The following is a 12812-nucleotide window of genomic DNA, read 5'->3' as shown; positions in this document are numbered from 1 at the left end:
TTCATTTGATCTTATTATACTCTCCATAATAATAACATATAGTGAAGGGAAAGACGCACCTTTTCTGCAGGACTGGAAAAGAAGTGAGTAAATTAACTGTCAATAAATAAAAATACAGTTGACTTTATAATTATACATCCGTATACTTATCAGTAATGAATAATGAGGTGATGACGTTGAAGGTAGGAATCATAGGAGCGTCCGGGTATGGTGGCCTCGAATTGATTCGGTTGCTGCAAAACCACCCGGAAATCGAACAGATTGATTTATTCACATCCTCTGAAGAGGGGACCATTTTTTCTGAAAAATATCCGCATCTCGTGAGTGTTCACGATCAGCCGATGCAGGCAATAGAACCGGAGTATATCAGCGGGCTGGATACCGTATTTTTCAGTACACCGGCTGGCGTTACGACAGCACTGCTTCCGCCGTTAGTGGGAACAGGTCCAAAGTTAATTGATTTGTCAGGAGATTTTCGATTGAAGGATCCGGCAGTGTTTGAACAATGGTATCAAAAAGACGCGCCCGCACGTGAATTTCTGGAGAGAAGTGTGTATGGGCTTCCCGAATGGAATAAAAGTGAAATCGCTGAAGCAGAATTCATTGCGAATCCAGGATGTTACCCAACGGCAGTACTCCTTTCGCTGTTGCCGCTGCTTAAGAATAAATTGATTGATGGAAGTCAATTAATTATCGATGCGAAAAGCGGGATCTCCGGCGCAGGCAACAAGCCGAGCCAAGCGACACATTTTAGTGAAACGAATGAGAACTTCTCTATTTATAAAATACATCAGCACCAGCATATACCGGAAATCGAGCAGGCGATGAATCTGTTCGCTGATCAGCCGGAACCTGTTACATTCACCACTCATCTTGTGCCAATGACAAGAGGAATCATGGCAACAAGCTATGCAAAAGTGAACGGGCAAGTGACGGAAGAGCAGCTAGTAAACTGCCTGCAAGAAACATATAAGGATAGTCCGTTCGTTCGGGTTTTGACGGGAATCCAAAAAATCGGCACGAAACAGGTCTACGGCTCCAATTATTGCGATATACATGTCAAGGTGGATCCGCGGACGAATCAGGCTACAGTTATAGCAGTGATTGATAATGTGGTAAAAGGTGCTGCGGGACAGGCAATTCAAAATATGAATATCCAATATGGTCTGGATGAAACGACTGGAATTATGAACATTCCATTATGGATTTAATCGGCAGATAATAAGAAACAGAGAATTGAGGGGAGCACTTATATGGAAACCATCGAAAGCATGAAGCGCATCTCGCGTAAAAATATCATTTCACCAAAAGGATATAAAGCAGTCGGTATTCACTGCGGACTGAAGCATAAGAAGAATGATCTGGCTTTATTGGTCAGCGAAGTGCCGGCGAGTGTAGCGGGTGTCTTCACAACGAATGCAATCCAGGCAGCTCCGCTTCAGGTCACAAAGCAAGTTGTGTATGAGACACAAAAAATGCAGGCGATTGTCATTAATTCGGGCAATGCGAATGCATGCACAGGCAAACAAGGCATGAAAGATGCAATTACGATGCAGCAAAAAACGGCTGAACACTTAGGTATTGATCAGCACTTGGTCGGGGTTGCTTCAACAGGCGTCATTGGTGAACAAATGAAAATGGAACCTTTGCTGGCCGGAATTGAAAAACTGAATCCTATGGATACTTTAGAAGGCTCGATTCAGTTTTCGCAGGCGATCTTGACAACGGATACCGTAACAAAAAATACAGCGTATGCAACAGTGATTGATGACCGCGAAGTCATCGTGGCGGGAGTAGCGAAAGGTTCAGGTATGATTGAGCCGAATATGGCGACTATGCTTGGATTCATCACGACCGACGCAAACGTCGAATCAGAACATCTGCAGCTTGCTTTAAAAAATGTTACTGATGTGACGTTCAACTCCATTACAGTTGACGGGGATACTTCAACAAACGATATGGTGCTGGTTATGGCAAACGGCATGGCAGGAAATAAAACGTTGACGCCTGACCATCCTGAATGGCAATCTTTTGTTGACGCAGTACACGCTGTCTCGCGTGACTTAGCGAAAATGATTGCGAAAGACGGCGAAGGTGCAACGAAGCTGATTGAAACAAAAGTAACGGGTGCGGCAACTGATGAAGAAGCACGAAAGATTGCAAAATCCGTTGTAGGTTCACCGCTTGTCAAAACAGCAGTATTCGGTTGCGACGCCAATTGGGGCCGAATTATTGCGGCGGTCGGCTACAGCGGCGCGACAGTTAACCCGGAAGACATCAAAATTTATATCGGTGATACGCTTGTAGTAGACGGCGGCGAACCGATTCCATTTTCAGAAGAAAAACTTCTGGTTTATTTAAAGCAGCATGAAGTGAAATTTGCGATTGAGTTAAACGAGGGAACTGGCCAGGGAAAAGCATGGGGGTGCGATCTGACATATGACTACGTTCAAATCAATGCAACCTACCGTACCTAAACGGCAGGTTATCAAACTCGGCGGCAGCATGCTGGACGAGCTGAGCGAATCATTTTTCCATCGCGTGAAAGAAATGCAGGCAGATGGCATACAATTACTTATCGTCCATGGAGGCGGCCCGAATATTAATCAGGAACTGGCAGAGCGGGAAATCGCTTCAACAGTAGTGAACGGTTTTCGTGTCACGTCTGCAGAAGCAATTGGAATCGTGCAATCTATTTTGATTGGTCAAGTCAACCCCGCGCTGGTCCACCGCTTCAATCAAGAAGGGATACAGGCAGTTGGTTTAAGCGGATTCGATGCAAATTTATTCACATGTGATCTGCTGGATTTCGAAACATACGGCTATGTAGGGGAAATCCGGGAAGTGAAGACGGACATTTTGGATACATTGCTGGATGCAGGTGTGATTCCTGTCATTTCCTGTATCGGCGCGACTGCTTCAGGAGAGGCCTTGAATGTCAATGCGGACACTGTCGCAAGTCAGATTGCATTGGCTGTGAATGCGGAAAGTTTACTGCTGGTGACCGATACACCGGGAATCAGAATTCATGATGAACCGCAGGCAGAAGTAAGACCCGAAGCTATTCGCGGCTGGATTAAGACCGAGGAGATATACGGCGGAATGATTCCGAAAGTAATGGCGGCGATTGACTGTCTTGAAGCGGGGATTCCGTCGGTACAGATTGTTGGTCAGCAGTTAAACGGCACGGTCATTACCAATGAGGAGGCAATTGTGTGACTTCTTTATTTAATAACTACGCAAGACGCGCGGTACATCTCGTCAAAGGACAGGGTACCATCGTGACAGACGACAAAGGGAAAGAGTACCTGGACTTTACGAGCGGCATAGCTGTCGTCAGCTTAGGTCATGCTCACCCTGCGATTGTCAAAGCGCTGCAGGAACAGAGTGAAAAACTATGGCATATTTCAAATCTATTTGAAAGTCCTGAGCAGGAAAAGCTTGCAGAATCATTAACGAAACATACTGACCTGTCCTATGCGTTATTTTGCAACAGCGGTGCGGAAGCGAATGAAGCTGCAATCAAGCTGGCAAGAAAACATACAGGGAAGCATCTGATCCTTACTTTCAAACAGTCATTCCACGGCCGGACGTTCGGCGCAATGTCAGCAACCGGACAGGATAAGATTCAGGCAGGTTTTGGCCCGATGCTCGAGAGCTTTGAAGCGTTGCCTTTTAATGACGTGACTGCACTGAAGCAGGCGGTGAATGGAAATGTTGCCGCAATCATGCTTGAAGTCATTCAGGCTGAGGGCGGTGTCAACTCCGTCGAACCGGCTTTTGCAGAGGAAATCATGGAAGCGTGCAGAGAACACGGCATTCTTCTGATCATCGACGAAGTGCAGACTGGAATTGGCCGCACAGGCACCCGCTATGCGTACGAACAGACTGCATTGAAACCGGATATCATTTCTCTTGCAAAAGGGCTTGGCGGCGGTTTCCCGATCGGTGCATTGCTGACAGGGGAAAAGTTTTTCGATACATTCGGACCGGGTTCACACGGTACAACATTCGGCGGCAATCCGCTGGCTGTCTCTGTGGCACAAACCGTAGTTGATCATGTATTTGATCCCGCTTTCCTGAAAAACGTTCAAGAACATGCAGCCTACCTCAAGAAACAGCTTCAGGCTGAATTGCCCGGCGGAAAATATACCGTTCGGGGCAACGGTTTATTGATAGGTATCCATTCCAGCAAAGAGATTGGGCCGTATATTCAAGAAGCCGAAAAACAAGGCCTGCTGCTTGTGCCTGCAGGAACCCATGTCATCCGTCTGTTGCCTCCGCTGACAGTTTCTAAAGAAGAAATTGATCAGGCGGTAGCCATTTTGAAAAACGTCTTAACGTAACCAATACATGAATTAAGGCAGTCGGTGAACTGCTATTCATATTGTTTACAGATGCCCCGTGAAGTTACAAAACTTCACGGGGCATCTTTTTTGCGTGATTGGTCATGCGAGGGCATAAGCGGGGCACATAGCATCTTCAGCGTTATAACGTACGGATGCCAGCATTGCCTGCAGCATCCGCCTCGCTCAGGAGAAAGTGCCACTTTTTAGAATTATTTCTATACAAAGAAATATTGCTCAGGTATAGTTAAGGCAAATCAATTTAATAGAATGGAAGTGTCTTCACTTGAAAAAAATTTGCGGGCTATTGCTGGCAATCCTGTTGGCCGTATCTGCTTTTCCTGATTCATCCGTCGCTGCAGCCTTCCAGGACGTCAGCTCACAGCACTCAGCAGCTGCTGAAATTCAATACTTGGCCGACCGTGGCGTCATCATTGAACAGCCGAACACCAAGTTTCGTGCCAATGAACCGATTACACGTCTGGAAGCATCGGGAATGATTCAGCGTGCACTAAAGCTGCCGTTAACTAACCGGCCTGATGTAAAATTTTCTGACGTCAGCAAGTCACATCCGCAATATGCATTGATCGCGGCCATGGCCGATGAAGAGATTTTCATGGGCAATGAGAAAAAAGAATTTCAGCCGAATGGGTACTTGAAACGCGGACAAATGGCTGCAGTATTTATTCGGGCGTTTGATCTGACAGGCAAGTCGGCATACAGATTCCGTGACGTGCCTGCTGCTTATTGGGCGCTTCGGGATATCCAGGTGTTATTTGCGAATGCAATCACGACTGGATTTCTAGATAATACATTTAAACCGAATCAAACTTTGACCCGTGCGCACTTCGCAGTGTTTCTTGCCCGTATTCTGGAGCCTGCATTCAGAGAGCAGCCCGCTTGCTATAAGCCGGACAACACATCTGAGCAAATTGTCAATGTGCCTGTCGCGACACTTTGGAAAGAACCGGGAAAGACTCGTCCCGCAGATGCGTTTGCTGTCGCGAAAACACCTGACATTACAAAATGGGTCGCTGCCATGAGCTTGCGCGAAAAGCAGTGGCTCGTCGGGAAATTAGAAACACAGGCACTTTACGGACAAAAAGTAAAAGTTTTGCAGACAAAAGGGGACTGGGTGAAAGTGGCGGTGCCCGATCAAAGCTCGCCGAAGCATGCCGCGGGTTATCCGGGCTGGATGCCCAAGAACCATCTGGCCGCAGTGTATCCCAATTATGCAACATGCGATACGGCCATGGTCAATGCGAAATCAGCGGACCTAACGTATGATGAGAACGGTAAAAAACCATTCCGGACAATCAGCTTCAATACGGCACTGCCCGTTGTGAAAGTGACAGATACCCGGTTTGCTGTGCAGACGCCCGCTGACGGTGTGAAGTATATCGACAGGAATGCAGCAAAACTGGCTGGTGCTGACGGCAGTATGCCAAAGCCGACATCGAAGCAGATCCTTGATACAGCCAAACTGTTTGACGGGCTGACCTATCTATGGGCAGGAACTTCCGGCTTTGGGCTGGATTGCTCAGGATTCACTTACTCTGTTTACAGACAGCACGGCATCAGCTTACCAAGAGATGCTTCTGTACAGGCGGCAAATGGCATAAAAGTGCTGAAAAAAGACTTGCAGCCGGGAGATTTACTGTTCTTTGCCTATAATCAAGGCAAAGGAGCCATCCACCACGTAGGAATGTATGCCGGCAACGGTCAAATGATCCATGCGCCGAATCCGAAACGCACAGTGGAAATCATTCCTATCACAACAGAGCCATATAAGTCCGAATACATTTCGGCGAGAAGATATCTTCAATGAGAAAAGTGCACAGATCCGTTCTGTGCACTTTTTAATAATTCTATAGTTAATAAATTTTAGGGAACGGTAAATATAACCATCGCTACTAGAGCGGTAAAATGCAGATTTACATAGCGCTTATTTTGCGATGGAACAAATGACTGATAATAAAATAAATTGTGACCTTTCTCTTATTCTGTGATATATTCGAGATATAGTATATAAGAACTGAATGAGGTGAAGTCATTGGATAAACTGTTAAAAACACCCTCCGCGAGAAAAGCACTAAGCAAAGTGCAGCAAGTTACGAAACGTATTCAGCCATTAATTGAAAATGAGCAGTCTTTTTCCGTAAATTATCAGCGTCTCCATCAGCTGCTTGATGATCATCTGGGCGATGATGAATATTTCGTCATTGTAGATGAAACAGGACGCAGCTATATTCACACCAACCGCCTATGGGAAGGCACTGTGTTTTCTGATGCCATCGGTTTAAAAGCAGCGAACACGCAGACTCCATTGCTCCAAGTATACGATCGGCAATCAGGGGAGCGGCTTATCGATGCTTCGGCGCCCATCGTAAGGGCGGACGGCAAACAATTTACCTTGCGCCTCGGCAGGATCAACCATCAGAAATATATTCTGTTTGGCACGGTAGCGGCGATTCTGTTGCCTGCCGCCGCCATGGCGTTTATTGCGAATATGTATGGTTTATCGCTGAAACAAGGGGCGGTATTCGCAGTCACTTCACTCATTCTGTCGGGAATTTTCACGATGGGATTATACAGCATTGTCATGAAAGGGATTCGTTCGTGGCGCAGAGTGACCAGAAGAATTTCTGCAGGTGATCTGACGGCGGAAGTTACAGAGCGATCCAGATCTGAATTTAATCAAATCGGCTTTGAAATCAATAAAATCGTAATCGGCACAAAAAATATCGTCACTGAACTCGATCATTCATCAGGAGTCGTGGATCGTATCAGTGAAGTGCAGGCATCGGAAGCAAATCGGCTGTCCGATGTGTTTACTTCCTATGGACAAACATTGCAAAACTTCCAAGGGGGAACCGAACAGCAATTATCCTCTCTACAATCAGCCAATGCCATGGTACAAACAATGATGCAGGGTATTCGTGAAATGGAGGCACGAATTCAGCGGACGCTTGCTGTGTCAGAAAATGCCTCCGCCGCTGCTTCGGAAGGGAATCAGGCCATTGAAGAAACAGAAGAGAAAATGCAGCAAATCAATGATGCTGTCCATATGTCTTCACAAAAAATCATGCGGGTGGCGGATGATATTAATCAAGTGATCCAAAAAGTGTCCCTCATTACCAAGATTGCGGAACAAACAAATTTATTGGCGTTAAACGCCTCCATAGAAGCTGCGCGTGCCGGAGAAGCCGGAAGTGGTTTTTCGGTCGTTGCCAATGAAGTTAGGAAACTCGCGGAAGAAACGAACGACTTTGCAAATGATGTAGTACGGACACTTGAACATACCAATCATGAAGTCAAGAATGCAGTAGAGCAAGTTGAATCCAATACAGCGACTATCCAAGAAGGTGTGGAAATCGTCAAAGTGGCGGGGCAGTCCATCAATCTAATGAATGAAGCCGTAGTTGAGACGAAATCAGCGGTCAGCAGCAACAGCCGCCACGCGGAAGAACTAATGCGGGACGGCGAACAGATTGAAAAGATCATAGAACAAATTACTAAAATCTCTGAACAGTTTACGGAAAGTGTCACAGAGACAGTAGCCGGCATGGACGAACAAGTAGAAGGCATTCAGCAGCTGGCAAGCGATGCTGTGAGACTGACGGACCAGGCAGCAGCTCTGAACCGCATCGTTCACCGGTTTAAATTCTAGCGTCATCATAAAAAAAGGGCAGCTGACTGATCGGTCACCTGCCCGGGCTGAAGACGTATCCTTAGTCAGGACGTTGTCTTCAGTTTTTTTATTGCATGATTCCCTCAAATCTTCTGATGGAACTGATTTTCTATTCCGAATGTATTCGTTACAAACTTGGCTGAACTTTATGTTTTTTATATTGCAGCTCTTCCGCCTTCCGCTTATCCTGAAGACGCAGAAAGATATTGTTTCCAAGAAGCGATGCAATAATAAACACCGTGCCGATATAATCAAAGACAGTCAGCTGATACCCTTGCACAAACGAAATAACCAGCGTTGTTACCGGCACAAAATTAATGAACAGCAAACCGTTTAATGGAGATAAAATACGTACTCCGACATTCCATCCGAGCAATGCAATAATACCGGGGAAAGCAATCATAAACAGCATATGCGGCGTCACAGTCTGCAGCGTCTCAGCAGTCGGAACTGAAATATAGCCTGTCAGTGTAACAAAGAACACTACCACGACAGCTGTTACTGTACCGAGCAGGCAGCTCAGCGTAGAATACCGCAGTGCGGACCATTCACTAAAATGATTGCCGCCCATCGTATAAATCACCCAGCCGACTACAGCGATGAATATGAGCAGTGAAGGAATAATATCGTCAGTCGCCGTCAAAAACGTCCGGAGATCACCTTTCGTAATAACAAGCATGACACCGACAAATGCTGTGAATACGCAAGTAAGTGTAAAACCATGCGGCTTGTGCCGGCTCAGCATCCAGACAATGACAATGGAGATCATCGGCATCATTGCCTCAGAAATCGATGCCACCATCACACCCGGTTCACCCATCAAGTCCTGGCCCCAAAATATAAATAGATTATAAACAACGAATGCCATCGTTCCGAAGAACCAAAGCGAAAGTCCTTTTTTCTCGAAACGAAAAGCCTGTTTCCCTTCCTTCCACAGCAATAAAATTACTAATAGAACAGTTACCGATACATAGCGGATCAATGTAAAATAAAATGGATCAATGGCGTTAAATGCGCTATTGGCAACAGGGAACATCGCACCCCATGACGCGGCTGCAATAAAACAGAGAAATGCACCCCAGATAATTTTGTTTTTCATCAAAGTAAGCCTCCTTGAAGTACTACCTCTAGTTAACTACACTTTCGACATCACGTAAAACGAATTATAATGATGACTACTATCGATTTTAATGATATCATGGAGATAACAGACTATGCAGGAGGGTGACTATGGAATTTAAAGACTTGGAAATATTCCAGATGGTAGCAGAAAAAGGGACTATCACCGCCGCTGCGAAAGAACTTCGCTATGTGCAATCTAATATTACGTCGCGTATACAGAAGCTTGAAACCGAATTGAAAACACCTTTATTCAACCGGCATAACCGGGGAATGATTCTGACGCCCGAAGGCAAGCGCTTGCTCATATACAGCGAGAAAATCCTATCTCTTACCAACGAAATGAGAAAAGTCGTGCAAAACGACAAGGAACCATCTGGGAAATTGGAACTTGGTTCTGTCGAAACCGTCATCAAATTACCGATTATTCTGTCCAGATACAATAAAAAATACAAACAGGTCGATATCTCTTTACTGACAGGCGTAACAGAGCGGCTCCAGTATAAAGTTCTGAATCATCAGCTCGATGGAGCATTTATTTCTGAAGGAACTACCCATCCTGATCTTGCCGTACATGATGTGCTGGAAGAAGAACTGGTGTTATTGTCGAATAAACCGTTCCAATCCATTGAGGGTATTAAAGATGAACCAATTCTATGTTTCAGAAAAGGCTGCGGTTACAGGGCGCGTTTGGAATTATGGCTGGAGGACGAAAAGTTTAAAGCGACGAAAATGATGGAGTTTGGAACGCTTGAGACAATTCTAGGAAGTGTCGCCGCAGGACTTGGTGTGACATTTGTTCCGATGTCGACGGTTTCGCATCTCGTTGAACAGGGGCTGGTCTATTGTTATCATCTGCCGCCAAAATACAGCCGGATTAAAACAGTGTTCGTTCGGCGCGCCGATTCATATTTGACACCTACCATTAAAAAGTTTATTAAAGTAATAGATGAATTCAGAGATGAAAATGAAATGGAATTTCATAAATCGACACAATTATCAACTGAATGATGCGTTACGTATGGTACGATGTAGGGTAGTTATGAATATAGGAGTAGGAGTGTCAATAGATGAATTACAGTAATCAGACAAATGTATCCGGAACGTTCAGGAAACGCAATTACCGTCCGGCGATCATCATTATCTCGGTCATTCTCATCGGTGCAATCGGTGTTTTGGCGGGTATGCCGGGCGTAGACAATTTCACTGCGTTCGATATTACAATTCTGCCTTTATTGAATGCAATATTTAACAGCTTCACTTTCATCTTTCTCGTATGCGCACTGATTGCCATCTTGAAGAAGAATGTCAAAGTGCATCAGCGTTTTATCTACGCAGCTTTTGGAACTACAGCTTTGTTTTTGGTCACTTATGTAACCTATCATTTTTTATCAGAGTCCACTCCGTTTGGCGGAAGCGGCTTTATGGCGGGCTTCTATTATTTCATACTGTTCTCGCATATTGTTCTCGCTGCGGCAATTGTTCCGCTCGCATTAACAAGCGTTGCAAGGGCATGGAATATGGAAAACGACCGTCACCGCAAAATCGCCCGCTGGACTATGCCGATCTGGCTGTATGTCAGTTTCACGGGAGTGCTTGTGTATATCCTAATTTCGCCTTATTATTAAGTCAGCTGGAAATAAGCAAGAGCATCGGTCAGAAGAAGGTGATGACTGATGCTCTTTTTCACAACCTCTTAATCTGAATAGTCAAATTACACGACAGGAAGTGATACAATGAAAACACCGAACTTTATGTCAGACGAATCATTTGATGAAATCTTTAAACAGGAATCCGACCTCATTAACGACCAATTAAAGAAGGAAATACTGATTGCCATGATTGGAGATGTCAATGCAGGGAAATCATCCACACTGAATCGTCTCATGCAAAAAGACGTGGCGGAAGTAGGGGCGCAGCCAGGGGAAACGACGGAAGTGAAAAAGTTTTATTACCGGGAGAATATTTTGTTCGTCGATACGCCCGGACTCGATGATATCAATCAGGAGCATTCTCAGGAAACATTGAAGTTTTATCATCAGGCAGATGTCATTCTGTTCTTTTTGAATGCAGCAGGCACAGTATTGTCAGATACCGAATTGAAATCACTAAATAAGATAGCCACACTCAATAAGAAAATCATCTTAGTATTAAATAAAATCGACGCAGCAGATGACGTGCCAAGTTTAGTGAACTATATTTTGGAGCATACTGGGTTTGCCTATCCTGTCATTCCGATCTCCTCAAAAACAGGGGAACAGATGGAGTTTTTACAAAAGGAAATCTTGCAGCAATTGAAAATGGCTAATAAAGATCTATTGCTGGCAGCCAATATGGCAGATAAGTCTTCCGTAGCTAAACGCTGGATTTTGGCTGCGGGTGCATCCGCGGCTGCGATCGGTGCAGCGCCTATTCCGGGAGCTGATTTTGTGCCGCTGACGACGCTGCAGGTAGGGCTTATGCTTAAATTATCCGCATTATACGGCAAGCCGATTACGAAAGATCATGCGAAAGAACTGATCATTGCAACGATCGTCGGCAATATCGGTAAAACTGCGTTCCGGCAGATTGTCAAAGTGATTCCCGGTGCGGGTATGATTGCGGCGGCAAGCGTGGCGGGTTCCATGACGGTAGCGCTCGGTTATGCGGTCAAATACATGTATGAAAATGATATGGAACTCACACCCGACACATTAAAGAAAGTGTATAAAACGTTTTTGAAAAAACAAAAGTAAAAAGGGGCGGGCTGTATGGAGTGGTTTAACTATGCAACATTTGTGGTCGCATTACTCGCAGGGCTGTATTCCATGGAAAGCATGAAACGAAATAAAGAACTGGAAGAACGTGTGGAGAAATTAGAAAAAAAACAAACGGCCGAGCTGGACAAGCACCGTCTGTAAAACAAGGGGAGATACTATGCAGGACACCTGTCCAATCTGCCAGGGGAATAATGACTGCGGCAGCGGGTTTAAGGAAACAGGAACCTGCTGGTGTACGGAGAAAGCATTCCCGCAAGAAGTGTTTCGCCAAATACCAGAAGAATACCTGTATAAGAACTGTATTTGTGAACGCTGTCTGCACAGAATCACAGAGATGGAACAGGCAAGCAAGGGGTCAGCAGACCGCTAGCTTGCCTGTTTTTTATTCTGCCTCAAATGTTCGTGCTGCCAATTCTTTCTCATAAATAAATAACGCATTTTTATCTTCACGAATCCGCTTTAAGTACTCAATATGTCTGTCGAATGTAGCTTCTTCTTCAACTTGTTCATCAAGGAACCAGTTCAGGAATGAAATGGTGGCATGCTCTTTTTCTTCCCATGCCAAATCCATAATCCTATAAAATGATTTTGTCACTTCTTTTTCTTGTAATAAAGCCACTTCAAATGTATGCACCAAATTGTCAAATGAAGTTTCCGGAGCCGGGGTTGCTGTAATAATTGCACGAATTCCGCGGTCATTCAAATAGGAATAGATTTTCATCGCATGATGGCGCTCTTCTTCTACCTGCTGAAGATAAAAATGTGCGAATCCGCTATAATTGCGGTATTCACAGTAAGATGCCATTGATAAATACGTCTGTGCCGCTGCAAACTCGTTATTCATCTGTTCGTTCAATGCCTGTGCCAGATTTTCGCTGATCATGTGTATCGCCCCTT

The 12812-nt window shown here is 45.1% G+C and carries 13 protein-coding genes; 11 read left to right on the top strand and 2 right to left on the bottom strand.

Annotation, left to right across the window (positions count from 1 at the left end; translation table 11 throughout):
* Positions 1-176 precede the first annotated feature (176 nt).
* From argC to SporoP37_RS03910, 6 genes are all read left to right on the top strand, one after another.
* A complete protein-coding gene (gene argC / locus SporoP37_RS03935; protein ID WP_196796840.1) occupies positions 177-1211 on the top strand; it encodes an N-acetyl-gamma-glutamyl-phosphate reductase in 1035 nt (344 codons plus the stop codon).
* 42 nt (positions 1212-1253) lie between these two features.
* The gene (gene argJ / locus SporoP37_RS03930) at positions 1254-2477 is read left to right on the top strand and encodes a bifunctional ornithine acetyltransferase/N-acetylglutamate synthase (protein WP_081242423.1); all 1224 of its coding nucleotides are present in this window, start codon (positions 1254-1256) and stop codon (positions 2475-2477) included.
* Positions 2458-3219, top strand: a complete 762-nt coding sequence (gene argB, locus SporoP37_RS03925) for an acetylglutamate kinase (RefSeq protein WP_232329802.1) — start codon at positions 2458-2460, stop codon at positions 3217-3219. The genes argJ and argB overlap by 20 nt, the downstream gene beginning before the upstream one ends.
* Positions 3216-4346 (top strand): acetylornithine transaminase, encoded by a 1131-nt coding sequence (locus SporoP37_RS03920; RefSeq protein ID WP_085430318.1) that lies wholly within the window; start codon positions 3216-3218, stop codon positions 4344-4346. Before argB ends, SporoP37_RS03920 begins: the two co-directional genes overlap by 4 nt.
* A 286-nt stretch (positions 4347-4632) precedes the next feature.
* Entirely contained in the window at positions 4633-6174 is a 1542-nt protein-coding gene (locus SporoP37_RS03915; RefSeq protein ID WP_081242420.1) for an S-layer homology domain-containing protein, read from the top strand.
* Between the two features lie 225 nt (positions 6175-6399).
* The gene (locus tag SporoP37_RS03910; RefSeq protein ID WP_085430317.1) at positions 6400-8016 is read left to right on the top strand and encodes a methyl-accepting chemotaxis protein; all 1617 of its coding nucleotides are present in this window, start codon (positions 6400-6402) and stop codon (positions 8014-8016) included.
* A gap of 148 nt (positions 8017-8164) precedes the next feature.
* Here SporoP37_RS03910 and SporoP37_RS03905 read toward each other — a convergent pair whose 3' ends face one another.
* The gene (locus tag SporoP37_RS03905) at positions 8165-9136 is read right to left on the bottom strand and encodes a DMT family transporter (protein ID WP_081242418.1); all 972 of its coding nucleotides are present in this window, start codon (positions 9134-9136) and stop codon (positions 8165-8167) included.
* Between the two features lie 131 nt (positions 9137-9267).
* Here SporoP37_RS03905 and SporoP37_RS03900 point away from each other — a divergent pair, with 131 nt between their 5' ends.
* The 5 genes from SporoP37_RS03900 to SporoP37_RS03885 all read left to right on the top strand — a co-directional run bounded on the left by SporoP37_RS03900 (position 9268) and on the right by SporoP37_RS03885 (position 12285).
* On the top strand, positions 9268-10167 hold the full coding sequence (locus tag SporoP37_RS03900; RefSeq protein WP_085430316.1) for a LysR family transcriptional regulator: 900 nt from the start codon (positions 9268-9270) through the stop codon (positions 10165-10167).
* A gap of 59 nt (positions 10168-10226) precedes the next feature.
* Positions 10227-10784: a DUF420 domain-containing protein gene (locus SporoP37_RS03895; RefSeq protein ID WP_085430315.1), complete on the top strand. Its 558-nt coding sequence runs from the start codon at positions 10227-10229 to the stop codon at positions 10782-10784.
* A 108-nt stretch (positions 10785-10892) separates the two neighbouring features.
* Positions 10893-11891, top strand: coding sequence for an Era-like GTP-binding protein (locus SporoP37_RS03890; RefSeq protein ID WP_099662773.1), 999 nt, complete (start codon positions 10893-10895; stop codon positions 11889-11891).
* 15 nt (positions 11892-11906) lie between these two features.
* The gene (locus SporoP37_RS16845; protein ID WP_153721827.1) at positions 11907-12056 is read left to right on the top strand and encodes a hypothetical protein; all 150 of its coding nucleotides are present in this window, start codon (positions 11907-11909) and stop codon (positions 12054-12056) included.
* Between the two features lie 16 nt (positions 12057-12072).
* Complete coding sequence (locus SporoP37_RS03885) at positions 12073-12285, top strand: cysteine-rich CWC family protein (RefSeq protein WP_081242415.1); 213 nt, start codon at positions 12073-12075, stop codon at positions 12283-12285.
* 12 nt (positions 12286-12297) lie between these two features.
* On the opposite strand, the gene SporoP37_RS03880 is transcribed toward SporoP37_RS03885, so the two are convergent.
* Positions 12298-12798, bottom strand: coding sequence for a ferritin (locus SporoP37_RS03880; RefSeq protein WP_081242414.1), 501 nt, complete (start codon positions 12796-12798; stop codon positions 12298-12300).
* Positions 12799-12812 lie beyond the last annotated feature (14 nt).

The organism is Sporosarcina sp. P37, from assembly GCF_002109365.1.
In the GTDB taxonomy this organism is placed as follows: domain Bacteria; phylum Bacillota; class Bacilli; order Bacillales_A; family Planococcaceae; genus Sporosarcina.
This window is presented reverse-complemented; position numbering and strand designations above follow the sequence as displayed.